Below are 23,661 nucleotides of genomic sequence, written 5' to 3' on the forward strand. Positions count from 1 at the left end.
GCCATGGCGCGTAAACCTGTCACGGACATGTCAGCATGGCCCTCACTCAGCTTAGAAGGCAATCTTATTGCCCCTGCGATGGTCGCCAGCATTGACCGTCAGCAGGCCTCCGGTCAGGCTGAGGAAGACTATCGCATCCGCAAGGGGCTGACGATCCGCGAGGAAATCTCGACCTCCTTCCGTGTCGGCCAATCCCATTTCGACGCTTTCGCAAGGCTTCAAAATCCATCCGTTGAGGCAACTCGGCGCTATATGCGGGCCTTTCTTGCTGAAACTTTCGGATTTGATGATCTCGTCCCAGCCGATGACACGATCTCTTTCTTGGCGGGTGGGCGTGTTCCGGTTGTAGTTGTGCCACCATCTGAGGAGAAGCTTGATCGTCGCAGTCCGACACTTTCGACCGACCGTTCGCGCTCTCCAGCCTTTGCACTTCAGGACTATCTCAACGATCATGATGACGCGCTTTGGGGGCTCGTAACGAACGGGACCGTCCTGCGTCTCATGCGCGACAACGCTTCGCTGACGCGGCCGGCATATATCGAAGCCGATCTCGCCCAGATTTTCACCAACGAGGATGCCGCCTCGTTTGCGGTTCTTTGGTCGCTTATCCACCGCACCCGGTTCGGTGCCGCCGGAGCCCCAGTCACGGATTGCGCGTTGGAGCGTTGGCGTGAGGCTGGCTCTCGAGAGGGGGAGGCCGCGCGTGATCGGTTGGCAGCGCAGGTGGAAATCGCGCTCCGGGTGCTCGGCTCCGGCTTCCTGGAGGCCAATCCTGAGCTCGCCGTGCGCTTGAAGTCGGGCGAGATTGACCTGACCGGCTGGTTCAACGAACTTTTGCGCCTCGTCTATCGGCTGATCTTCTTGATGGTGGCCGAGGATCGGAACCTGCTTCATCCCGAAACGGCGACACAGGATGCCCGCAAGCTCTACCGCGAAGGCTACAGCCTTGCGGCGCTGCGCGCCTCCTGCGTCCGTGCGGCCACCTGGGACAAGCATCACGACCGGTATGAGGGCGTCAAAATCGTCTTTGGCGCGCTGGCGCACGGACAGGACGCGCTCGGCCTGCCGGCACTCGGTGGACTGTTTAGCGATGACAAGCTTCCTCATCTCGAAACGGCACGCTTGCGCAATCGGGCTTTCATGGAGGCGCTTTATCGCCTGTCATGGCTTTCAGACAAAACTGGCATGACGCCTGTCAATTGGCGCGTCATGGAGACGGAAGAACTGGGTTCGGTCTACGAATCGCTGCTCGAACTCCAGCCGCAGTTGGGCGACGACGGCAAGACACTCCTCTTTGCCTCTGAGGCTGCGGAGCAAAAAGGCAATCAACGCAAAACTACCGGCTCCTATTACACTCCGGATAGTCTCGTCCAGGCGCTGCTCGACACCGCGCTCGACCCCTTGCTGGACAAGACCGAGGCCGAAGCGGATGAGCCAACCGCGGCACTACTGAAACTGTCCGTCATCGACCCCGCCTGCGGCTCGGGCCACTTCCTTTTGGCTGCCGCCCGAAGAATTGCCACGCGGTTGGCTCGTATCCGGGCCGACGGAACGCCATCGCTTGCCGATTTCCGCCACGCCCTGCGCGATGTTGCGCGGTATTGCCTGTACGGGGTGGACCGTAACCCGATGGCGGTGGAACTGACCAAAGTCGCTCTGTGGATCGAGACGGTGGACCCCGGCCGCCCCCTTGGCTTCTTCGACGCTCAGATCCGCTGCGGTGACGCGCTGCTGGGGGTCTTCGATCTGAAGGCGTTAGAGGATGGCATCCCAGATGCTGCCTATAGGCCGCTGACGGGCGACGACAAAGACACCGCAAAATTCTACACCCGCGCTAACCAAGACGAGAAAGCCGGTCAGGGAAGTCTGGATTTTTCGGGCGGTCGATCCCGTCTGCCGGCCATCCGGCCAATTGCCACGGAATATACTGGGTTCCGGGCTCTTGGTGAAGACACGCTCGACGACATTGTCACCAAGGACCGTAGTTTCCGATCGATCCGTGAAAGCGAGGCTTTCCACAAAGCCGAGACTGCTTGCGACCTCTATATCGCTGCCTTTCTTTTGCCCAAGACCGGCGGCGTCCCGACTTCAAGAGGTACGCGATTAGTACCCACCACTTCCGATGTCTGGCAGGCCTTGGATGACGGGCAAGTCTGGGGGCCGATCATCGGGCAGGCAGCTGTCGCGCGTCGTGTCCGCGCCTTCCACTGGGCGTTGGAATTCCCTGACATCATGGCGCGAGGCGGGTTCGATGTAGTTCTGGGCAACCCCCCTTGGGATACGATGAGCCCAGATTACAAGGAATTCTTCTCGGTCTACGAACCGGACATCAGGCACATGTCCCCGTCGGAGCAAGAAGAGGCATATGCCCGACTACTGAGCAATCCAGTTCTTGCAACACGATGGGAGCGGCACTGCTCAGACCTTTACAGGGCTGTCCATTTCATCAAGTCGGGCGGTCGATACAGACTTTTCGCTGAGGGCAATCTCGGGAAGGGAGATTTTAATGTTTACCGCATGTTCGTGGAAACTGCCCTTGCGGTAACACGGCGTGGCCGGGTTGCTGCCCAGTTTGTGCCCGAGGGCCTTTACAACGGAGCGAATGCAACAGCGATTCGGAGTGAGTTGTTCACGGCCTTCCGCTTGGAGCATCTCGCCGGGTTCGAGAACACCAAGGGTATTTGGTTCGACAAGATCGACACCCGTATGAAGTTCTGCCTCTACGTCGCTTGGAAGGGCGGCAGGACCGAACAGTTCAATGCGGCCTTTCGCGTCAACTCTAGCCAGAAGTTGCAGGAGTTCACTGCCAATGGCGGGCTGCGAATCCCCGTTTCCGTAGTCGAAGAGTTCTCGCCGGACGCGATCGCGGTGATGGAGTTTGCAGCGCAATCAGAAATCGACATCTGCGCCCGCATGTATGCCCTCTACCCGAAGTTTGGAGCGGAAGTCGAGGGACTGCCTTATCGCCACTACATGGCCGAAGCCCACATGGGCAATAACCGTGACCTATTTGCTGAGGGATCGGAAGGCCTGCCGGTCTTTGAAGGGCGGATGATCGATGCCTACGATTACCGCGCCAAAGGCTATGTATCGGGGCGCGGACGCTCGGCTGAGTGGCAAGACTTCCCGTTTGGGTCAGCGGATAAACGTATTCAGCCACAGTGGCGCATTCTCGAGGACCAGATCCCCGAAAAGCTAGGAGATCGGATCTATCGCTATCGTATCGGGTTCGGTGATGTCGCTAGTCCGACCAACCAACGGGCTCTTACCGCAGCACTTATCCCGCCGGGAGTTATCTGCGGCGATAAGGTGCCAACTATAGTCTTGTCGTCAGACGTTCGCGATCATTTGCTTTGGCTCGGGATTGCTAACTCCATCGTGATGGACTTTCTCGTTAGAAAGAAGGTCTCCCTGAAGATGTCCTATACAATCATGGACAGCCTTCCCTTCCCGCGGGATTTCGCAAACACTCCCTCAGCTGACGCTATTGCACGCCGGGTCTGCGCGCTTTGTGCGGTGGGCGAAGAAATGGAAGCGTTCAGGGCGCAGGCGGTGAAAGCGGGTATTCTTGAAGCGCCCGATGCAGTGATCGAGGCGCCCGATCAACGCGCGGTCGTTGCCGCCGAGATCGATGTTCTTGTCGCGCGCGACGTGTTCGGCCAATCGAAGCGAGAAATGCTCTATATTCTCGATCCCGACAACATACTCGGCCCAGATTGCGGGGTCGAGACCTTCAAGGCATTGCGCAACGCTGAACTCCGCGAGTTTAAGGAATTCCGAACGCAGCGGTTGATAGAAGAGGCTTGGGATAGAGTTGAGGCCGACGTTGCGCCGGTCGTGGTTAATTTGCCAGCGCTAGAGACGCTCCCCAATGGCGCATGGGCCTGGTCGGCAAGTGTCCAGCCACGCGACCGACTGCGCTACGCAGCACAGTATGTATTGTGGTTGGCGGACTCTGCCGACGACGACGACCGCACGCGGTTCCTAATCGCCAGTCTTGCTGAGCCAGCATTGTTAACGCAAATGCTGACAGGATCCTACCGTGACCAGTGGGTCAGGCTCGTTGGTTCTGAGGCTCAACGCGCACAAGGTGTCATTCGGCTCCGCCCAGCTATCAATCAAGCCTGGACGTCGATGTTCGAAACTCTAATCACGTCGGGCCAATTAGTAGAAAGCTCCGATGGAGCATGGACGCGAGGACCGCATTTCAGCGCGGCAGGACTAGACGCGAATTCCACCCATGCCCGCCGCGCTGCCTTCGCAATGGCTGCCGTGCGTGGGATGGAAATCAGCAAGCTCACAGCCGCTGTTGCGCAGGATGACAACGTGATCTGGGTGAGATTTGGTCATGGCTAGTCAGGTGGACCTCTTCGCCCCGGTGATGACGCCGCCAAAAGCAGCGGCAGGCCGGGGCGGCCCGCGGCTTTGGGTTCGCCGTTTGGCGATTTTCAAAAATCGGCAGACCATAATCCGAGATGTATTGCTGAAGCGGGGTCTCAACATCATCTGGACACCGGATATGTCGAGCAGCGGCCGCCGTGCCTTGGCACATGGCAGTGGCAAGACCACGTTCTGCCGTCTACTTCGGGCCTGCCTGGGCGAGCCGGGCTATGCAACAGACAGCCAGCGATCGCGCCTCATGGCGCAGCTTCCCGACGGTCTAGTTGCGGCCGAGATTCTGATCGACGGGGTGTGCTGGGTCGCCATCCGCCCGTTGGGGCTACCAGGCGGGGAGTTTGTCGTTCAGGCCGATTCTATTGAAGATGCAGTTGCGCGGGGTCGTAGAGATAGCGATCTAGGATCCATAGATCCTTTAATCATCAGCAGCTTCTTTTCGACCTTAGCAGGAGCAACCCCGCCGGAGATTAATCGCGAACAGGTCTGGGATGTGCTTCGAGCTTGGCTGACCCGCGATCAGGAATGCCGCCTCGGCGACATCCTGGCGTGGCGCTCATCACAGACCCAGACTCGCTCCCGCGCGCAAGTTCTGGGTGAAACAACCAAACTGACCATGGTGCGACTTGCCTTACGTGCTCTTGACGCCGAGGAGCGAGCGGCGGCCGCCCGCGAGCGGGAACTTGAAGCCATGGTCGAGAACGACCGTCGCCGTCACACATACCAGCAACAGCGATACACTGAGGGCCTAAGCACGGTGAGACTTGCTTTGCGTGTCGGTGAGGAGGTTGGGTTCGACGACACCATCGATCAGAAGGGATTAGTTTCATTGGCAGAGGCTGCATTGGCCGAGGCTATGCGGACCACGGTACCTAAGTCTCCCGATGTAGGAGCCATCTTTGCCCGCCAAAAGGCCCTCAATGCCGAGCGCGAAACACTGACGACGAAACAACAGCAATTGAACAATGATGCGCATTTCAAGCGAGGCGAGGCCGAGCGCTACCGCTCTGAAGCCAATTTGGGTGAGATTGATATTACCCAAGGCCGGATCAGGGTATGCCCCGTGTGCCGGGTCAGCATTGATGAGATCAAGGCGAACGGATGCGGGATTTCGCTTGAGCCATGCGATCTGGCCGCATTGAAGACGACGATAGCGGGTAAGCAAAAAATAGCTGCCGATCTGGATGCTGAAGCACACGGTGCAGAGCAGGAGAGCAAGATCGTTGGCGCTCAGCTAATACAACTGGAGTCTAAGCACCTTGAGCTGGAAACTGAGATCAAAGCCGCAGGTGACGCGAGCCGCACCGCGCAGGCTGCAACGAAGGAGATACAGGACAGAATCTATCGTGCAAGACGCACGCTTGATGATGTTCGAGCTCTCCGTGATAGCGCGAAGAATGAGAAGTCGGCTCCTTCGAGCGCTTCAGCTTTGGAAGCCGTTCGCGCGCAATTGAAGGCCGGTCAATCGCGGGCGCGAGCCGCTATCAGGACATTGGAAGAGAGATATCAAGGGATCATGGCGGCTTGGTTGCCAGAGGGAATTAGCAGCACCATTAAATTGGATGGCCATGGCCTGAAAGTCGACGCGGAGTTCGCTGGACGAGGCGAAGTGTCCACTGCCGCATTAGACTCGCTCAAGATCGTCGCTTTCGACCTCGCGGCGCTGCATATGGCCATTGAAGAAAAGGCCGACCTGCCAGCTTTCCTTATTCACGACAGCCCGCGCGAAGCCGACCTTGATGGGCAGCTTTATGCTGGCCTATTTAACCTCGTGCAGCAGTGGGAAGAAGCTGGAACACCGTGTTTTCAGTATATCGTAACGACAACTACCGCTCCACCGGCTGAGTTGCAGAACGAACATTACGTTCGGCTTGAGATGAGTTCGACACCGGCCGAAATGCGGTTGTATAAGATGGATATTTGAGCTTCGACATGACACTTGAAGCCCCCCAATCTTTCATCGTCCGAGAAGAATGTGAGAAAGCTGCCTCGCAAAACGGCTTTCGCCGCGTTCTGGGCGAGGAAGCCGGATGGCGTGCCTTCACATCCACTACAGCGCACGGCACCATCTATCTAGCGGCGGAAGGTAGCCAGGGGCCTTGGTTTCTCGCCACCGACCATGCCGGCGTCGTCGCCGAACTGGATTGGCCAGCCGCCGATATGTCTGGCCCAGGGACAAGGCGTTACACCTTCAATGCGCAAAGCGAACTCTACTCGGCCCTGGATCGGGTCTATGACTTGGCGATCAGCCTTCCTGACGCGCCTCTTCGCGAGTTCGAGCGGCGGGTGGTAGGTCTGCCCCGGACCACCGAAGCTGAACGACTGGTGGTGCAGAGAATCGGGCAAGACATCTTTCGCGATCGCCTGATGAAATACTGGGAAGGGCGTTGCCCCTTAACAGGGATTTCCGATCCTGCCTTGCTGCGTGCATCGCACATTATCCCGTGGGCAGAGTGCAAAAGCGATGCAGCGCGGCTCAGCGTTTATAACGGCCTGCTGCTGTCGGCCTTGTGGGACGCTGCCTTTGACAAGGCGCTGGTGACCTTTGATGATCAGGGAAGGCCTGAGTTTTCACCTTTGCTTAGCGACGAAGCGAGAGGCGAGCTACGATGGACCAACTCGCTACCCCTTACAAACTGCCATCGGGAAAATTTGAGACTGCATAGACAAAAGCTGCAACAGTGAGCTTTAATTGAGTTTATGATTGTATAGGTGTAACGTGTATTGTGTGGTGAAACGGTTTTATCCGTATTTCTCCAATTTATCGTCCGTCTATGATGGCCTAATGATGTATAATTTTGGAGGAATATTTTAAAACACTTGAATGGAAAAAGTGTATTTTTTGACATGCTTGTTGATAATGGAGCGGGGCGAATGCCGGAATCCAATCGATTGGAATGTGATAATCCTAGCGTTGGCGTGCAGAGGGCTGAGTCTTCGGCTGAATAATGCCAGTCCGTGCCAATCTGACAGGGCGAGATTGGTTTGCGAGAATTTATGCTGGGGGACGCTGTGCAGATCGCGAAGTTAGAAATCGAAAATTTCCGCGGCATCCGCGAAGGCGTTGTCCGTTTCTCGCCTCACACCGTACTCGTCGGTCCCAACAACTGCGGCAAGACAACGGTCATCGAAGCGCTGGCGCTGCTGTTCGGTCGAGATCGGATGATCCGCCAACTCACGGAGCATGATTTCTACGGCAGCAACCCGCAGCCGGCGGATCGCATTCGGCTCGTCGCGACGGTGATCGGCTTCGAGGGCGACGACCCTGCGCAACATATGGACTGGTTCCGCGAGGACCGTGGGATCGTCAAATGGTGGGACCCGATAAACGGCGCAGTGATGCCGGCACGAAACGATCCGGCCTGGCCACTTGCGTGCCAGGTTGCCTTCGCCGCTCGATTTGATAGGCCCTCGCTCGAGGTGGAGACGCTTCGCTATTTTCACGATGACGATGCCGTCGGCGATGTTTTCGCGGACGAAAGCGCCACGGCTTTTTCCGCGCGGCTGATACGCGACATCGGGTTTTTCCTCGTCCCTGCGGCAAGAACGTGGGACCGGACGGTCTCCTTCGGATCGGAGCTCTTCCGTCGGGTCATCGCAGCCGGCGAGGGGCAACCCTCGGAATCGGTGCTGAGCGAGCGGGACCGGTTGCGGGCGCCGCAGGCGAGCCTTGAGCAGGACGAGCACCTAGCGCCGATCGTCGATCGGTTGAACCAGGAATTGCGCGGCTTCTTCCGCACTGCGCCGACGCTTCATCTTCGTGTCACGGCGACAGACAGCGATGGGCTTTTGGAGTCGGTCGTATCGCATTACGCCCACGAGGGTGGCAATCTTCCGCTCCCTGCTAGGCGGCACGGGAGCGGCCTGCTGTCGCTTCAGCACCTTCTTCTGCTCCTGCAGTTCGGGCGGATGCGGGCCGAATCTCATGAAGGTTTCTGGATGGCGCTGGAGGAGCCGGAGCTGCACGTGCCGCCGCCGTTGCAGCGCCGCCTTGTTCACCGAATTCAGGCGCTTTCGCGACAGACTTTTGTCTCGACACATTCGCCCATGGTGGCGACGCTCGCCGATCCCAAGGGCGTCGCGGTTCTGCGCAATGAGAATGGAGCGCTTACGTCGGTCCCGCTACTGACCTCGACCTTACCCGCGGCGACGCCGAACAGCGTGCGCAAGCTCTTCCAGGTCAATCGTGTCGAGACGATCGCCGCGGTCATGCACGAGTTCGTGCTGGTTCCGGAGGGACGCACCGACTTTGAATGGCTGGGGCTGCTGGTGCGTGCGGTCGATCTTCACCAGACCTGGGCAGCGGCGGATGAGTGCCGGTTCGACTCTTTCATCGGCGTTATCCCGACGCATGATGGCGCAGTTGTCCGAACGGTCGACGCCGTGGCCGCGCTGCATCCTCGCGTGCTTGCCATGGTCGACGGCGATGCCGAAGGTGTTGGCTACGCCGCCGATCTCGTCGCTGCGGGCGCTCCGAATTCGGGTGTGATCTTCCGTTGGGCGAACGGCCAGATGCTGGAAGACATCGTCGGGTGGATCATCGAAGCGGACGCGGCTGCATGCCTTGCGGCGATCCATCTCGATCACCCGGCGGCAACCGTTGCTGATCTGGTCACGAGATTGAAGAGCGATGTTCGAGCGGCTCAAGGCCTGAAGAAGGATACCTCCTCCTACGAGATCATCGCAGGCGCAATCGGGGCGAATGATGCTTGCTGCGCGCGGGCGCGGTCGTTGCTCAATGCGATAACGGACGTCGCCAAGGGCGTCGCGAACCCGCTCTTCGTCGCCGACCCGGCTAGCCCGACGGTGAAGGTCTTCCAGCCATGACGGTGCGCGCGGTGGAGGGCGCCGCTGGGTGTGGCAAGACGTTTCGGTTGATGGAAATGCTGGGCGAGACGCTGGCGGCCCACCCGTTGGTGGAGGGCCAGCGCGTCCTCGCGTTGACCTTCATGCACGGCGCTCGTCGGCGGTTGTCAGATCGGCTTCGTGCGGTGCCCGGGCTCCTTGGGCGCGTGGAATGCTGCACGGTCGACAGCTTTGCTTGGCGGATCTACCGACGCTGGCGCGGACTTGCCGTAGCGCTCGGCATTCCCTTGCGTAACGAGGGAGAATTCGACGCGGTCTGCGATGCCGCAGGATTGCTCCTCGAACAGGAGCAGGTCCGGAATTGGACGGCCGCGAGCTTTCCGATCGTACTGGTCGACGAAGGTCAGGATCTCAGGCCGCAGCGGCTGCGCATGCTGGTCGCGCTCTCGGCCGCGACGCGCTCGCTTATTGCCGCTGACGAGTTTCAGTGTCTCGATCAGGCGCTTCGCCCAAATCCTCTCGTGGCATGGATACAGGGCGCGACTGAGCCGGAGATACTGATCCAGGTGCGCCGGACCAATGTGGGCGGGCTTCTTGCGGCAGCCACCGCCATTCGTGGGGGGCATGCGCCCGTCAACGGCCAGGGGTTCCGAATCCTGCAGCCGGGCGTAAGTGTCCCGCTGGCTGCGACCTTGCTTGCAAACGCCATCGCATGGCGTCAGGGCGGTGACGTCGCCATAATCACGCCCGCGCTGCAGGGCGGGTTTGCCCAGAACGTCGTGGCCCGTGTCGGGCAAGGTCCATGCGGGCAGCAAGGCAATGGCCCGTATTCCGTCCACTGGGAGGGAACCGACCGCGATGAGACGCAGATTATCATCAACGGCCTGCAGCTCGGCGCGAACGCGGACGGCGCGGTCGCGCTGGCTGCCTTGCGAGCGCTCCCACCTTCCGGCCCGGTGCGTGCGGCAATCATGTGGGTCGAAAATCAAATCCACGCGCTGGGCCGGGTCGCGTTTGCTCGTGCTGACATCGAGGCTGTGATCGCGCGGAATGTGGCGCTTCGCCGACAGCATGGCGGCAACGCCTCACACCTGTTTACCGCATTGACCGTGCAGCAAGCGAAGAATCGGGAGTTCGAGGGCGTCGTGGTCATCTGGCCGTATCAGGTGGGCGGCGATGTGGAGCATAAGCGACGGCTGCTCTACAACGCGGTGACGCGCGCCAGGCGGTGGTGCAACGTCATCGTCCAGGGTCAGAATATTCTTGCCGCTGCGCCCTTTATCTAGGCCAGTGTCGCACGCGAGGCGACCGTTGCCGCCAATTATTCCGGGTTACGGGATATGCCGGGCGCCAAAGACGCGTCCCTCCGAGACACCAATGTGATGTTCCTTGGGTCAATCAGTAGCTTGACGCCGGAAGCCGTCGCTTGATCCATGCCGTACTCTTCGAGGTCTTCGACTTTTGGCCGGACATCGAGAGCTTCGAAGCGTGTTGACCTGTACTGCCATTCCGGATCGTCGGTCTTCTCGAAGGAGACTTTGGCGCTGAAGGTTACGCTGCTGTCGGCAAATGACGTGCTGTTGAAATACAGGCCTTCGGGCGGTGCCGAAGACCCTTCGACGTCAAGGGTCTGGAACTCGAAGCGCGCCTCCGATTTCGGATTGAGCATGATGTCCACCGCCATGCGTGGTTCATTGGCCTGCCAGAACGCATCGAACTTGAATCTGGCGGTGGAGCGAAGGCCTGTGTTCGTGAGAAGCTGCAGCCAGCCATCCGCAAATGCGGAGATGAGTGGCAGCTCCTCGAGGTACGGGCCGGTGATGGGTTGATCGACGGGGAGCGTGATAGAAGGAATCCGGTCGTTTCCGGCGATCGTCAAGGTCGCTCGCCCCGCTATCATGAGGGCAAGCGCGCGAAGCAGCGCCGCCCACTCCTCCAGGGTCTGCTCCATGTCATCGATCGAGCCGACGCTTTCGAACTTGAGCGCGGGCGGTGTCAGTCGGATGATGAAGTGTGGGGTACGGACGAGAAGCTCTGCGCCATGAGGTTCGGCCATGGGCGGCCCTATGAACATTTCGCCGTCGAACCGTGCCGCTTGTCCGAAGCCGGGTCCGCGGATCGAAACCTCGCAAGGGCCGAGAGTAGGAGGCGTTAGGCGCAATTCCTCGATGTCGTCGAAAAGGGTACCTTGATAGGGGAGGCGTATGCCAAACCGGCTGTCGTACACCCGGAGACGATGTGGCTTCAGGGGCGCGAGGCCGAGCAACAGATTATTGAAATGCTCGGGCCCCTCGATCTGGATAAGTGCTTCGGCCTCGAATTGGCCGTTCTCATAGCCATGTTCGGCGAGTTGCCGTTGTTTCTCAATCGTGTAGGCGCCGGGATTTCGCCCGCAGGCCGCACTCAGGGCGGCCAGTAAGCTCGTGGGCGTGGGCTCGAAGCGCACCCCGACTTTCTCATAGTCGTAGCTGATATCGGCATGGTTGATGTCGGTCGCCTTGCGGGCCTCCGCCAGTCTCAATCGCTTGAGAACACGTGCGAGTTCATTCCCGATAAGGTGGACAAGGTAAGCGGACTGGAGTTCGCCGTCAGCTCGTAGTCGAAACACGACGATAAGCGCCGGCCGAGGATCCTTGGCCAGGCGATCGATGGCGGACAGGCTGAGGCGGATACGATTGCCGGCGCGACCGAGCGTCGACTTCAGCTGAACCCGGGCGGCATTGGTGGGGCGTTGGTCGAGAGGTAGCGACTGGCTGGCCGACGTCATCGGGAATTCTACGATGAAATCCCAGCCCATAATGTCGACTACGCTCTTGTTGCAGTAAAGACCTGCTCGCTCGCAGAGCACTTCGAACTGCCGCTCCCCGATGCGGCCTATACGATCAGGATCTAGCTCGTTTTCCATTGCACTCCTTTGGCCTGAACCTTCGATCGTCAAACGCGTGCCGGCATGTGGGCCGCGTCGAGGCGCCGATGAATCAGCGACACGATCGATAGCAGGTCTTCGGCGTCCTCCTTGGACATTGCCCAGTTGATGCGGGCCTCATGGGCCGTCGGATTGCGGAACATGCCGAACGTGCCGCGGACAAGGTTGGCGAACCCACTCTGTTCGCTGCGCTCGCTGGCGGTGGACAGCGCGTTGATCGCCAGAATCGGCGGACTACCCGCGAGCACACGGTCGACAAGCGGTGCGCCGTCATCGGTCAGCCCCGTGCGCGTGCGCATCTTGTCGGCAACGCTTTTCACCGCCTCCTGCACTGCATGAAAATAGTTGTCGGCCAGAAGCTCGGCACGACAGAATTTGAGAACGTCGGCGTGCACGCCACGCCCTTCTAGGTCCGAGCGCAACTCGCGCGCGCGCCTTTGGGCCTCGGGCAAGGTCTGGGCGGCGTCGGCCTTCTTCAAATCGCCTGACTGATCGACGAAAATACCGGCGAACGCCAAAGCTTGATTGAGGCGAGCCCGCATCGGTTCGTAGCGGTGAGGCTCCCGGCTATAGCGAGCTGGCTTCATGGCGAGCCGGATGAATTCGAGAATATTGGTGCGGTTGCGCTTCGTGTTCTGGCACTCGGCGAAGGCGTTGTAGAGGCGGATACGCTTCGTGGCGGGCCCCGGATCGGTTATCTTGCAGGAGGCGAGAAGGTGCTCGATTTCGGGCCCGGTTAGACCGTCTGCTGTATCGCCGAGTGCGCCCGCGATTGCCTCTAACTGATCTTGAGAGAAGAACGCCATGGGCTGTTCACCGGCCGTTGGCGAGGCGCCGCAAGAACGTCCTAGCTGTCACCAGGACGATGTGGAGGCGGAAGGTGCAGTGATCTTCATCGGAAAGGCCGGGATGCGACCCTTCTGTGTGCAGCATTTTGAAGAGTCCGTTGATGTAGTTTTTTCCGTCCGCGGTCCACTCGTTACGATCCGTTGCAAGAAATCCGATCTCGGCAAGGAGCGCGCGCCGGTTCTCTGAACTTGGACGTGTCGCCGATTCCGCGGGCCGCACATTTCGCGCAATATCGTCGAACAGGCTCTCGATGAACGTTCGTAGCTGTCCGTTGCAGGCGGCCCAATCGCCGCGCGTATGCGCTTCGATTGCTTGGTCGAGGTGTCCCAGCGGGGTGATGAAGTTGAAGCGTTTGAGGAGCTGATGCACCTCGTCGTCGGTCTCCGGCAGATGAATTTCGCAGGGAAGGGCGGCACGGATCGATGCGTTCCGGCCGTAATCGTCCCAGACCAAAACGTAACCATCGCGCGCAAGTCCGCGCGCGAATGCAGTTTGGAGAGGCAGATCCGAATCCTGTTGCGCCAGTTGTGCGACGTGCCGGATCACGGCTTCGCCCAATGTCATGCTGCCCTCGAGCGTGTCGAGGATCGTGTCCGTGCGTTGCAGGACAATGCGCCCAAGGAGATCGCATTTCTTTGCGACGCTGAGTGTGGTGCTCGAGGAGATCTCATCCTCCAGCCCAAGCCGCAAGACCATCTGATTGAATTTGGCTTGGCTATGCAGTTCGAGCAGTTCGACTGCGGCAAGGAGGGTCGGTCTTGTGAACGGCGCAGATCGCATGGCAGGCCTACTCGAAGCGTAGGCCGAACAGGCCACCGGTGTCCGTCGCATCGGTCAGCTTTGGATTGATCACATGCGCTCGGACGTCGAAGCCGCGTTGGAATCCCTCCTGCGGGAGCGCGTCCGAGTTCATCGTCACGATGTATTGAAAACCAGCAGCCTCAGCCCGCTCGGCGCCAAGCTGAAGGGCTTTCGCCACTTGGCGTTCATCCACACCATCGAACAGATGGCTATCATGGATGAGGAAGCGCGGCCCGCGCCCGTTCTTGATGCTGATTTCCGTCAACATGAGATCAAAACAGAAGATCTGCATGTTGGTGATGCCTTTGCTGCGCTGGCCGTCGATGTGGACCTCGAACTGCGGACCGCTGGCGGTCTCGGAAATCGTGAGGCTGCCAGCCTTTTCGTAGAGCGACTCCGACAGCGCCTCGAAAGCGAGAATGGCCTCCCTGATGACGTCGGCGCGTTCGTGGATATCGTCGCGCAGAGCCTTGCTCAGATTGGCCCGCTCAATATCGAGCTCGGCCTTCGTGCTTTCGATACGCTCAGCGGTTTCAAGCCGCTGACGCAAGCCTTCGACTTCTGCTTCGGCCCTGCCAGCCTCCTCGCGCAGGCTTGTATAATGTTCGAGTGCGCCCCCTGAGCGCAGCACCCCCATAATTTGACGGCGACGCCGGTCGCGTTCTGTGACGCGCTGGTCTCGCTCGGCGATTCGCACTTCTGCGGAAGTGATCTCCGCGTTGAGATGAGCGCGGCGGTTCTCGATGATCGTCCGATGGAAGCGTTCGACTTCGTTGAACCGGCGGCGCACCATGTCCGGCAGAACCACGCCGGCCTCGGCATAGAGCTTGGTGACGTCGCCGAGGTCGGGCGCATCCTCTTCATTCAGGGATGCGCGAAGCTGCTGCAGCAGGTCGCCATCAACGACGTTCTCGACATTGAGGGCGTCGATCTCGCGCGTGATGTCATTCGCTTCCCGCTCGAGAGCCTTGTATTCGGGCACCACCTCGAAGTTATCAAGTTGGGCTCGCAGACGCTCGGCACGCGCTTCCGCGACAGCGAGCCGAGTGCGAAGGTCGGCGGCTTTGCCGAAGAAGCGGCCGAGATCGCCACTGCGTGCCGCTTTGCGAAGCTCGTGAGCAACTTTCTCCTGGCCACGCAGCTCCTGGAAGCGGCCGGGGATTGTCCAGTCCAGGCCGAGCAAATAGCAGATGGAGACCTGTTGGTCCCAGGTCTGCTGCATGGTCGAATGCTGCATCGGTTGCTGGAAGCCGCCGCTGAGCTGCCGTCTTACGAAGTAGGAAAACAGCGATCGGAACGAGGGTTGAAAGCGCTCCGCCTCGTCCCCCGCCGAAATCGGAAGGCCGAACCAGAAATGGCCGAGATTGGCTTTCCAGTTTTCGTTCGATAGCTCGAAAAGTCCCGCGCCCTCATCGAATTGCGGCGGAACGGGCCATCCTTCGACCGATCCATTGACTAGAATGCGGCTAGGTTTCGTCCCGCTCCGAGCCGCAGTGATGGTCTCGGCCGCGATATCTACCGCCACATCGAAGAACCATGGGCAGAGCGCGTCGGATCGGAAGATGCTTTCCTTGCGAGCATCAGCGCCGAACAGGAAATGCACCAGCTCGATGAAGCTGGTCTTGCCCGCGCCGTTTCGCGACTGCCGATCGTTGGCGCCTTCGCTCTTGTCGGCAAGCAGAATGTTGAGCCCCGGCCCAAAGGTCAGGGTCTTGAACGAAGCGAGATCACTTCCGAAGTGATGGATCATGACTGGATCCTCCGCACCAGGCCGCGCTCGAATTCGAGCGCGCCGATGGTGTAGAGCAGGTCCAGCGACAGGACGAACCATTGGTAGTCGATCGGCGCGTGCGGGGCATGCAGAGACCGTCTTCCACGGACCTCATCCCACAGCCGTGACATAGTCATAGGTCGCTTGAGAATTTCCAGCACTTCGGCGCCTACGCCGATTAGCGCACGATCCGGTCTGACATGCTTGGTCGGGAGGATCATAGTGCCTCCGCCGGGGCAATCGGATCTTCGAAGATATCGCAACTGTCGAAGAAGTAGGCAAGGACGGACAGCGCCGCTCCTTGCCGCTTCGGCTCGCCATTGAACCCGGCATAGTCCTGAAGGTGCTTGAAGATCGTGTCGGCAGGAAGGTCTAGCGCCTTCAGCTCGGCATACCGGGTGCGGAAGGCCTCGGCGATGCGCTCGCCGAGATCTGGTCGAGGGCTTTTGCGGAAAAACGTATCGACAAGGCTGGATTTGCGCCGGCCGATCCGCAGAAACAGGCCAGATTCCTCCGACAGCGCATTCTTTTCGAGCTTTTCGGGTGACGGCGGTGTCAGAGGGGGATCGGCTGGACTAGGCTCCTGGCGCTGCAGGGCGTCGATGATGGGCATGAGATCGGACATGACCAGCCGATCGACGATTGCGATGGAGGCGGCGGGGCCGAACAAGGCCTGTAAAGATGAGAGGTCCAGGTCCATGGCGATGGCGAGCAGCTCGGGCTCGGACCAGGTGGCTATCTGGAGCGGCGCATGGGCCTTGCGTAGGCTATCAATGTGCTGGACCGCATTTGGCGGCAGGCCGCGGCCATCGTTGTGGACGAATATCCATTCCTGCATGTTGCCGCCCCAGTGGGCACGGGCACCGTGAAAATCTTCGTCGATCTTGGCGATGAGCTCAGCTTCCTTCATAGCCTCCGGCGCGTAGCACTGGAAAACCGACCCGCTGCTGATTCGGCGGCCGTCGCATTTCAGGTCGCCATAGGGACCGTAAGGGCGGACCTCCTCGAAATCGGCTCCGAAGGCGTGTCCGGCTAGCCGCACAAACCAGTCCTGGAAAGCTGTGCCCTTCTGGGTGTGGAACGCCAAACGGAATCGGTCCACATAGATTGACCGTTGCAGTTCATCCATGACGCCGCCTTGCTGGCGACGCAGCGCCCCTTCCGGCAACCCGGGCCTTCGCGACGGCGGTAGCGGCCTGATCGCCCAGATGGTGGATCCGAAGAGCGGGACGCTTCGGGAGCCTCACGGTCAACTCAAGTTTTCCACCAACTGCTTCGACATAGCTGCGAAGGGTCGACAAATACATGTCCGTTTGCTTTTCGATCTTTGAAACGGACGGCTGCTTGATATTGAGGGCGGAGGCGATGTCGGCCTGACCCTTGCCAGCGATCTGCCGCAGCTCGCGGAGGCTTTCCACCTCCTGGCGCAACTCGTCATATTGCGCCTCGATCGGCTCCTGCTGATCTCGGGGCAGGGAAGCTATGACCTCGTCCAGGCTCCGTCCCATGGCACCATCCTTACTTTACGGATTTTAGGTTTTCCGGATCGTCGGAAAACCGGCTGTCCGTCCTTACAACACACTGTTTTTGGAAGCGGGTCGGCTCAAAGCGATAAGCTGCAGACCGACTCCGGCGCATAGCTTTGCAATGGTCCGAAGTTTGGTCTGAACCCTGCCTCGAAGGCCAGGAGGTCCGTCTCGCATGAGTCGAAAAGTCTGGCGTCGGAATCGATATAGCTTTCAAGCTATGTAGGGTCAAGCGTGTAGACGTCAGCATCCCTTTCMACTCTCTCACGCGGCGGCCTTCAACGCGCTGTTGGCCTTCTTCTTTTTCAGGAGCGCGCGCACGAACTTGTCCCAAAGCACCATGCCGGCGCGCTTCTCCGGCATATAGTTCCAGCGATCGTAGTTCTTGGAGCTGACGTCCTGAAGCGCGTGGTTCTGTAGGCGGTCCCGGATTTCTTTCGGTACACCCGCCTTGCCGGCAAGCGTCTTGAACGTCCGCCGCAGATCGCGGTTGGTCGCGTAAGGAATGACGCCACGGTCGCGTTGGCGCCAGACGAAGCTGTAGAGCGTGCCGTGGCTGACCGGCTTCGATGGGTCCTTTGCCGAAGGAAAGTACCATCCGAATTCGTTTGGTTTGATCGATTCGATGAGCTCGGCCGCAAGCGATGGAAGCGGGACGGCGTGTGGCTGAAGGTTCTTTGTCTTCGACCAGTCGATAATCCGCTCGGCTGCGTCCCACTGATCGATATGTAGCCGGGCGATTTCCTCGACACGCTGGCCGGTCAGCATGATGAGCTGCACGGCGCGCGGATACGACGGGTGGACGGGAGTGTCAGGGAATTCGAGCCAGCGATAAAGCTGAACGAATTCATCTTCGCTGAGCCACCGGGTGCCCTGGACCTTTGGTTCGGTCGGGATGTCGGACGCCGGGTTAAAGGGAATCCGAAAGCGACGAGGAGACGTGTTCCGGTAGTCATTGTCGGACTTCATCCCCCAGCTAAACGCAGCATGGATATACGACCGCACGTGATCAGCCATGGATCGAGCGCCACGCTCGTAGATCGGCCGGATCAGTTCCACGATCTCTTCGGCTTCAATCTCGCGGGCCAGGCGATTACGTCCGAGCGTGTCGGCAATCTTGTTCAAGCCTTTCTCCGTCTCCTTCCAAGAGGGCTTGCCAGCGGCCTTCAGCGACGCGACGTAGCCCTCGAACAAATCGGCGACGGTGCCCGGGCGCGTGTCCGTCGCGATCTTGATGCTGCGACCCTTCTGGATCACGTCAGCGAAGTCGCGTTTGAAAATTTCCCGCGCTTGAGCGAGCGACATCGAGGGGTATGAACCGAGCTTCTTCTTTGAGCGTTTCCCGTCCCGCCACTGTTGCGCCATCCAATCGGCGGTGACGCGCTTTGGCATGGGCTTCAGCACGAGCACGAGACGGCCGGTGCCGCGACCTTCGCCGTCCGCGAGGTTCTCCTGCTTCTGGCTCAGCTCGACGCGCTTCAGCGCGTGTCGGATTGTGGTGTCGGTCAGACTTGGCATGACGTTCTCCTTCTCCCAACTGGGATCGGTCGAGGAGAAACGGGGATCGTTTGCTGGGATCGGGAAGCCGTTTTCAATGCCTCTAACCGCTCCCAATTTGCCATAACCGCACCCTGTACGCAATGCGAAAAAACCAGTTATTCGCCTGATGTTTCAGCAGTATTGAGCGTGATCCAGCGTGATCATCGAGGGGGTGGTGGGGTGGTTGTGCACCAGAACGATCGCGGTGGCGGAGAGTTCGAGCGCCCGCTTAACCACCTCGCGGGGATAGACGGGCGTGTGGTCGACCGTGCCGGTCTGCTGCACCTCGTCGGCGATCAGCACGTTCTTCTTGTCGAGGAAAAGGATGCGGAACTGTTCCCTGGTTTCATAGGCCATGGCGGCGCGGCAATAGTCTAGCACCTGTTGCCAGGACGAGAGCGTCTCGCGCCCGGTCAGGTCGCTGCGCAACATGCGGTGCGCGGCCGCCGCGATCACCTTGAGATCAAGCGCCGCCGCCGGCCCGACACCCTTGACCTCTTTGAGCAGCGCTTCGGGCGCCCCCAGAACCTCGGCCAGTGTGCCGAACCTGGCGAGCAGCGCCTTGGCCACCGGCTTGGTGTCGGCGCGCGGAATGAGGCGAAAGAGCAGCAGTTCCAGGAGTTCGTAGTCGGGCAGGGCACTGTGGCCGGCGGCGCCGAAGCGCTCGCGCAGGCGTTCGCGATGGCCGAGATAATGGGGCTTCTCGTTCTCCGGCTTGCGCCTGTCGAGAGGAAGTACGGACCGTTCGGCAAGAAATCCGCGCTCGTCGTCGCTCTTGCTCATCAGCCCCCCGCTTCGAGCACGCCGGTTTCTCCGGCGGCTCCAAGTGTAGTGGGAGTTTTTTGCCTCGGATAGAGGTTAGCGCGCGGGCAGGCCGGGCCGATCGAGCCCCTTCGGCGACAGGGTGAAGATCTCGCAGCCCGTCGAGGTAACGCCGATCGTGTGCTCGTATTGCGCCGACAACGAACGGTCGCGGGTGACGGCGGTCCAGCCGTCGGAGAGAACCTTCACATGCGGGCGGCCGAGATTGATCATGGGCTCGACCGTGAAGATCATGCCCGGCCGCATCTCGACACCTTCGTTGGCGTGGCCGTAGTGCAGGATGTTCGGCGCGTCATGGAACAGCAGGCCGACGCCGTGACCGCAGAAATCCCGCACCACCGAGCAGCGCTCGCCTTCCGCGTATACCTGGATGGCCTGACCAATGGCGCCGGTGCGGGCGCCGGGACGGATCGCGGCGATGCCAAGCATCAGGCACTCATGCGTCACTTCCATCAGGCGCTCCGCTGCGCGCTTGACCGCGCCGACGGGATACATGCGGCTGGAATCGCCATGCCAGCCGTCGAGGATATAGGTGACGTCGATGTTGACGATGTCGCCATCGCGCAGCGGCTTGTCGTCGGGAATACCATGACAAACGACATGGTTGATCGAGGTGCAGCTGGATTTGGTGTAGCCGCGATAGTTGAGCGTGGCGGGCAGGGCGCCGTTATCCATGCCGAATTCGAAAACGAAGCGGTCGATGGTGTTGGTGGTCACGCCGGGCTGTACCATGCCGGCAAGTTCATCCAGGCAACGTGCGGTAAGCTGGCAAGCCTTGCGCATGCCGGCAAAGCTCTCCTCGTTGTAGAGCCTGATCTGGCCGGTGTTGCGCAGCGGGGCTGTTTCAGCGTCGAGATAGGTAACCATGGTTTTCGGAAAGGCTTCGAATTGAATGTCTTGAGCAGGCTATCATGTGACACCGATGGCGCCGATCTTCAACCTCTGGATTGCATCGGATGCAAGACAGGCGTCACTCATCCGTGATAGACGGCGCCGCGACTGGGGAAAGCAGGCGTCCATACGAGGCAGGGTTCCGTGTCGGATTTCGTCAAGCAGTTGCGCGACTGGCAGGGTTGGCGCGCGCCTCCCGCCCCATGGCAAGTCAATATGCTGCAAAGCTGGGCCCGCTACTGGCCGCTTTTCGTGCTGGCGGTTGGCATCGCGCTCTATTTGCCATTGCTCGCCGTGAGACCTCTGCGTTTCGAGGAAGGCCGTCGCGCGCTGCAAGTGCTGGAAATGCTGGACGGCGGCGCCTGGTGGCATCTCAAATTCATCGGCACGCCCTATGTCAACAAACCGCCTTTCACCCCCTGGCTGATGGCTTCGATGGCGACGCTGCGCGGCTCGCTCGACGAGGTGGCAGTGCGGCTCCCCGGGGTGCTCGCCACGCTCGCCGGCGCGCTGGCGGCCGGTTTCAGTGCATCGACGCTGACGATGGGCGATCGCCGCGTTGCCGGCCTGTGCGCCGGGCTGGCGTTCCAGTGTTCGGTCCAGATTCTGCTCAAGGCGCGCATCGGCGAAACCGACGTGACCGCGACGGTGTTGTGCGGCATTGCGCTGGCGCTTTGGCTCTGGGGCAGGGCTCGGGGCCGTTTTGGCGTTGGGTTGTGGCTGGTCATCATGGCGGTTTTCGCCTGTGCTGCCCTCACAAAGGGGCCAATTCCGATCGCCTTCTCGGCATTGCCGATGATCATCATGCCGCTAATCGAAAGAAAGCCGCGCGAGGCCGTGGTCGCTGGCGTGGTTGTCCTTGCGGCGCATATTCCGATGCTGGCCTGGGCCTGGAGCAATTTTGCGGATGCCGGCATCGCCCACTGGGCGTCCGAAATGCGGATCGGGCCGGAGCGCGACGATAACGACCGCCTGATCCGGTTGCTTCATCTGAGCGACCTGCCGGCATCGATCGTCTATCAACTGCCGTTCCTGCCGGCGGCGATCGCCTTGGTTTTCGCCCGATCGCAGTTGGCCAAGGACAGGCGCTGGGTCGTCGACGCGCTGCTGCTTGCGGCCGTACCGATGGCCGTGCTGACCACCGTCCTGCCGGTCGGTCGTACGCGCTATTCGATGCCGGCAAGCTGGCCGCTGGCGGTGATGGCCGGCATCTGGATTTCGATTGCCTGGCGCAGGCTGTATTTCGCGCATTTCATCATCGGTGCCGGTCTTTCCATCGCCGTCATCGTGCAGATCGTGCAGATCGGCATCATGGACGGCCGCACGGGCGGCCAGAAGCAACTGCGCGTCGATGTCGAAGCCTTTTCCAGCGTCATGAAGGCGCTTCCGCCAGGGCCGGTGCCGGTCGTGTGGGAGCGCCGGTTTATGAACGAGAACATCCTGTTCTATGCGCATCGCAAGATGTTCGAGCTGGAGCACGACGAGCTCGATTGCCGCACCGGTGGCGACTATCTGGTCGCAGGCGTTCCGGACCGGAAAGTGCTGGATGCCTCTCCCAACTGGAAGCAGGTGCAGCCGCTGGCTGATTGGGGCATCCTCTACCAGCGGGTTCCGCAGGCTCCGGTCAGGGACTGTCGGCCTCGCAACGCGCCGGCTTGATTTCGGCACAGCCGTTCGCTGGGCCGAGACTGAATTAACCGTAGGACCCGCCTGACGGGTTCTGTTGCAAATATGCAACTATTGGTCGTGCTCCTGCCACATTCATTCGTGAGAAGCGTGTGAAAGGAACCTCCGCATCAAGAAGATTTTGAACGACGGCGGAGGGCCTGTTCGAGAGGCTTCGACATGCGCGAACTCCAATTCGCCATACCTGTTCGTATCGTTCCTGTTCTCGGCCTGCCGGTCGAGGAGATCTACGGCGTCGACCAGGCGATGGATTTTCTTGCTGAATGGTCAACGGGCAAGCAGGGCAAGCTCTATCAGGCGGCGTTCAATGCCTGTTTCGGCGCCAGTGTCGGCGTCGCGTCGGCGGAAGAAGCCTGCCGCGCCTTCGCGATATTCTGCCGGGTCAGCGGCATACTGGCCAGGGACATGATGCCGCCGCGCAAGGGCGGCGACAAGGTTCAGGGCGTTCCGCTCTGAGGTCATCGCAAGTATAAATCCCCTTCTTTATGAGGCTCGAGATTCTTCGCGACTTCATTTCCCAGAAATACTGAAATCTCTTTCAATCGATTGATATTGTTTCTCTTTCGAGAAATGGCCGTTTCGGGTCTTGCCGTTGTCATATGCCTTTGACACAAGAGGCGCGCCCGCGTCACGGGCATGCGTTTCGAACGAGGATTGCTGCTTCATGAATGCTTCCGCGAACACCATCGCCGGCCTTGACCGGATACTCACCATGGAAGTGGTGCGCGTCACCGAACGCGCCGCCGTCGCCGCCGCCAGGCTGCGCGGACGCGGCGACGAGAAGGCGGCCGACCAGGTCGCGGTCGACGCGATGCGTTCGGAACTGAACCGCCTGAACATCAAGGGCACGGTGGTGATCGGCGAGGGCGAGCGTGACGAAGCGCCGATGCTTTACATCGGCGAAGAGGTCGGCACCGGTAAGGGGCCGGCGGTGGACATCGCACTGGATCCGCTGGAAGGCACCACGATCTGCGCCAAGAATCTGCCGAACGCGCTGGCCGTCATCGCCATTGCCGAGAAGGGCAGCCTGCTGTTCGCGCCGGACGTCTATATGGACAAGATTGCCATTGGCCCAGGCTATCCGGAAGGCACGATCGATCTCGACGCATCGCCGGCCGACAACATTGCAAGCCTTGCCAAGGCCAAGGGCGTGCCGGTTAATGAAGTCACCGCCTGCATTCTCGACCGGCCGCGCCACGCCAAGCTGATCGAGGCCGTGCGGGCCACGGGCGCTGCTATTCGGCTGATCGGCGACGGCGACGTCGCAGGCGTCATCCACACCACCGACCCCGAGGAGACCGGCATCGACATCTACATCGGATCGGGCGGCGCGCCGGAGGGCGTGCTGGCGGCGGCTGCGTTGCGTTGCACCGGCGGCCAGATGCAGGGCCGTCTCATCCTCGACACGCCTGAAAAGGTCGAGCGTGCAGCGAAGATGGGCATCGCCGATCCGAACAAGGTCTACCGGGTCGATGAAATGGCGCGCGGCGACGTGCTGTTCGCGGCGACCGGCGTCACCGACGGCAACATGCTGGCCGGCGTGAAATTCGGCCGTAACTACATCACCACCGATACCATCGTGCTGCGCTCGTCCTCGCGCACCGTTCGCGAGATCAAGGCCCGCCATCAGGACTTGGATAAGTTTTGAT

Annotated in this window: 19 protein-coding genes; 8 read left to right on the forward strand and 11 right to left on the reverse strand. The window is 60.3% G+C overall.

Features of this window, described 5'->3' with window-relative positions:
- Positions 1–3: 3 nt before the first annotated feature.
- From AB4136_RS25335 to AB4136_RS25355, 5 genes are all read left to right on the forward strand, one after another.
- On the forward strand, positions 4–4,356 hold the full coding sequence (locus tag AB4136_RS25335) for an Eco57I restriction-modification methylase domain-containing protein (protein WP_441931690.1): 4,353 nt from the start codon (positions 4–6) through the stop codon (positions 4,354–4,356).
- Positions 4,349–6,319: a hypothetical protein gene (locus AB4136_RS25340; RefSeq protein ID WP_441931692.1), complete on the forward strand. Its 1,971-nt coding sequence runs from the start codon at positions 4,349–4,351 to the stop codon at positions 6,317–6,319. The genes AB4136_RS25335 and AB4136_RS25340 overlap by 8 nt, the downstream gene beginning before the upstream one ends.
- An 8-nt stretch (positions 6,320–6,327) precedes the next feature.
- Complete coding sequence (locus tag AB4136_RS25345) at positions 6,328–7,080, forward strand: HNH endonuclease (protein WP_441931693.1); 753 nt, start codon at positions 6,328–6,330, stop codon at positions 7,078–7,080.
- Between the two features lie 312 nt (positions 7,081–7,392).
- A complete protein-coding gene (locus AB4136_RS25350) occupies positions 7,393–9,222 on the forward strand; it encodes an ATP-dependent nuclease (protein ID WP_441931695.1) in 1,830 nt (609 codons plus the stop codon).
- Positions 9,219–10,487, forward strand: coding sequence for an ATP-binding domain-containing protein (locus AB4136_RS25355; protein ID WP_441931697.1), 1,269 nt, complete (start codon positions 9,219–9,221; stop codon positions 10,485–10,487). Before AB4136_RS25350 ends, AB4136_RS25355 begins: the two co-directional genes overlap by 4 nt.
- A gap of 35 nt (positions 10,488–10,522) precedes the next feature.
- Here the strand turns inward: AB4136_RS25355 and AB4136_RS25360 are convergent, their stop codons facing one another.
- The 10 genes from AB4136_RS25360 to map all read right to left on the reverse strand — a co-directional run bounded on the left by AB4136_RS25360 (position 10,523) and on the right by map (position 20,302).
- The gene (locus AB4136_RS25360) at positions 10,523–12,106 is read right to left on the reverse strand and encodes a hypothetical protein (RefSeq protein WP_130270589.1); all 1,584 of its coding nucleotides are present in this window, start codon (positions 12,104–12,106) and stop codon (positions 10,523–10,525) included.
- A 29-nt stretch (positions 12,107–12,135) separates the two neighbouring features.
- Complete coding sequence (locus tag AB4136_RS25365) at positions 12,136–12,933, reverse strand: TIGR02391 family protein (protein WP_130270591.1); 798 nt, start codon at positions 12,931–12,933, stop codon at positions 12,136–12,138.
- Between the two features lie 7 nt (positions 12,934–12,940).
- Positions 12,941–13,756, reverse strand: a complete 816-nt coding sequence (locus AB4136_RS25370; protein ID WP_130270593.1) for a hypothetical protein — start codon at positions 13,754–13,756, stop codon at positions 12,941–12,943.
- 7 nt (positions 13,757–13,763) lie between these two features.
- Positions 13,764–15,527, reverse strand: a complete 1,764-nt coding sequence (locus AB4136_RS25375; protein ID WP_130270595.1) for an ABC-three component system protein — start codon at positions 15,525–15,527, stop codon at positions 13,764–13,766.
- Complete coding sequence (locus tag AB4136_RS25380; RefSeq protein ID WP_130270596.1) at positions 15,524–15,769, reverse strand: ABC-three component system middle component 6; 246 nt, start codon at positions 15,767–15,769, stop codon at positions 15,524–15,526. Before AB4136_RS25380 ends, AB4136_RS25375 begins: the two co-directional genes overlap by 4 nt.
- A complete protein-coding gene (locus tag AB4136_RS25385; protein ID WP_130270598.1) occupies positions 15,766–16,677 on the reverse strand; it encodes an ABC-three component system protein in 912 nt (303 codons plus the stop codon). The genes AB4136_RS25380 and AB4136_RS25385 overlap by 4 nt, the downstream gene beginning before the upstream one ends.
- The gene (locus AB4136_RS25390) at positions 16,670–17,056 is read right to left on the reverse strand and encodes an XRE family transcriptional regulator (RefSeq protein ID WP_245457783.1); all 387 of its coding nucleotides are present in this window, start codon (positions 17,054–17,056) and stop codon (positions 16,670–16,672) included. Before AB4136_RS25390 ends, AB4136_RS25385 begins: the two co-directional genes overlap by 8 nt.
- A 282-nt stretch (positions 17,057–17,338) precedes the next feature.
- Positions 17,339–18,592 (reverse strand): tyrosine-type recombinase/integrase, encoded by a 1,254-nt coding sequence (locus AB4136_RS25395; RefSeq protein ID WP_130270600.1) that lies wholly within the window; start codon positions 18,590–18,592, stop codon positions 17,339–17,341.
- Between the two features lie 153 nt (positions 18,593–18,745).
- Positions 18,746–19,396: a JAB domain-containing protein gene (locus tag AB4136_RS25400; protein ID WP_441931702.1), complete on the reverse strand. Its 651-nt coding sequence runs from the start codon at positions 19,394–19,396 to the stop codon at positions 18,746–18,748.
- 75 nt (positions 19,397–19,471) lie between these two features.
- Positions 19,472–20,302 (reverse strand): type I methionyl aminopeptidase, encoded by an 831-nt coding sequence (gene map / locus AB4136_RS25405; RefSeq protein WP_024925328.1) that lies wholly within the window; start codon positions 20,300–20,302, stop codon positions 19,472–19,474.
- 168 nt (positions 20,303–20,470) lie between these two features.
- On the opposite strand from map, the gene AB4136_RS25410 reads away from it, so the two are divergent.
- Together AB4136_RS25410 and AB4136_RS25415 are read left to right on the forward strand one after the other, a co-directional pair.
- A complete protein-coding gene (locus tag AB4136_RS25410; protein ID WP_024925327.1) occupies positions 20,471–21,985 on the forward strand; it encodes an ArnT family glycosyltransferase in 1,515 nt (504 codons plus the stop codon).
- A gap of 186 nt (positions 21,986–22,171) precedes the next feature.
- Positions 22,172–22,468, forward strand: coding sequence for a DUF982 domain-containing protein (locus AB4136_RS25415; RefSeq protein WP_024925326.1), 297 nt, complete (start codon positions 22,172–22,174; stop codon positions 22,466–22,468).
- Positions 22,469–22,522: 54 nt separating this feature from the next.
- Here the strand turns inward: AB4136_RS25415 and AB4136_RS25420 are convergent, their stop codons facing one another.
- Positions 22,523–22,678, reverse strand: coding sequence for a hypothetical protein (locus AB4136_RS25420; RefSeq protein WP_161773089.1), 156 nt, complete (start codon positions 22,676–22,678; stop codon positions 22,523–22,525).
- Between AB4136_RS25420 and glpX the strand changes: the two genes are divergently transcribed.
- Positions 22,677–23,660 carry a class II fructose-bisphosphatase gene (gene glpX, locus AB4136_RS25425; protein ID WP_024925325.1) on the forward strand — a complete coding sequence of 328 codons (984 nt, stop codon included), beginning with the start codon at positions 22,677–22,679 and terminating at the stop codon, positions 23,658–23,660. The genes AB4136_RS25420 and glpX overlap by 2 nt on opposite strands.
- Position 23,661: the final 1 nt, after the last annotated feature.

It is taken from the genome of Mesorhizobium sp. 2RAF21, assembly GCF_052115345.1.
GTDB classification, from domain to species: Bacteria; Pseudomonadota; Alphaproteobacteria; order Rhizobiales; family Rhizobiaceae; genus Mesorhizobium; species Mesorhizobium terrae.

Bases quoted from the DNA above. Each gene is read 5' to 3' on its own strand.
- AB4136_RS25335 (WP_441931690.1), top strand. From the start codon at position 4: ATGGCGCGTAAACCTGTCACGGACATGTCAGCATGGCCCTCACTCAGC.
- AB4136_RS25340 (WP_441931692.1), top strand. From the start codon at position 4,349: ATGGCTAGTCAGGTGGACCTCTTCGCCCCGGTGATGACGCCGCCAAAA.
- AB4136_RS25345 (WP_441931693.1), top strand. From the start codon at position 6,328: ATGACACTTGAAGCCCCCCAATCTTTCATCGTCCGAGAAGAATGTGAG.
- AB4136_RS25350 (WP_441931695.1), top strand. From the start codon at position 7,393: ATGCTGGGGGACGCTGTGCAGATCGCGAAGTTAGAAATCGAAAATTTC.
- AB4136_RS25355 (WP_441931697.1), top strand. From the start codon at position 9,219: ATGACGGTGCGCGCGGTGGAGGGCGCCGCTGGGTGTGGCAAGACGTTT.
- AB4136_RS25360 (WP_130270589.1), bottom strand. From the start codon at position 12,106: ATGGAAAACGAGCTAGATCCTGATCGTATAGGCCGCATCGGGGAGCGG.
- AB4136_RS25365 (WP_130270591.1), bottom strand. From the start codon at position 12,933: ATGGCGTTCTTCTCTCAAGATCAGTTAGAGGCAATCGCGGGCGCACTC.
- AB4136_RS25370 (WP_130270593.1), bottom strand. From the start codon at position 13,756: ATGCGATCTGCGCCGTTCACAAGACCGACCCTCCTTGCCGCAGTCGAA.
- AB4136_RS25375 (WP_130270595.1), bottom strand. From the start codon at position 15,527: ATGATCCATCACTTCGGAAGTGATCTCGCTTCGTTCAAGACCCTGACC.
- AB4136_RS25380 (WP_130270596.1), bottom strand. From the start codon at position 15,769: ATGATCCTCCCGACCAAGCATGTCAGACCGGATCGTGCGCTAATCGGC.
- AB4136_RS25385 (WP_130270598.1), bottom strand. From the start codon at position 16,677: ATGGATGAACTGCAACGGTCAATCTATGTGGACCGATTCCGTTTGGCG.
- AB4136_RS25390 (WP_245457783.1), bottom strand. From the start codon at position 17,056: ATGGGACGGAGCCTGGACGAGGTCATAGCTTCCCTGCCCCGAGATCAG.
- AB4136_RS25395 (WP_130270600.1), bottom strand. From the start codon at position 18,592: ATGCCAAGTCTGACCGACACCACAATCCGACACGCGCTGAAGCGCGTC.
- AB4136_RS25400 (WP_441931702.1), bottom strand. From the start codon at position 19,396: ATGAGCAAGAGCGACGACGAGCGCGGATTTCTTGCCGAACGGTCCGTA.
- map (WP_024925328.1), bottom strand. From the start codon at position 20,302: ATGGTTACCTATCTCGACGCTGAAACAGCCCCGCTGCGCAACACCGGC.
- AB4136_RS25415 (WP_024925326.1), top strand. From the start codon at position 22,172: ATGCGCGAACTCCAATTCGCCATACCTGTTCGTATCGTTCCTGTTCTC.
- glpX (WP_024925325.1), top strand. From the start codon at position 22,677: ATGAATGCTTCCGCGAACACCATCGCCGGCCTTGACCGGATACTCACC.
- AB4136_RS25420 (WP_161773089.1), bottom strand. From the start codon at position 22,678: ATGAAGCAGCAATCCTCGTTCGAAACGCATGCCCGTGACGCGGGCGCG.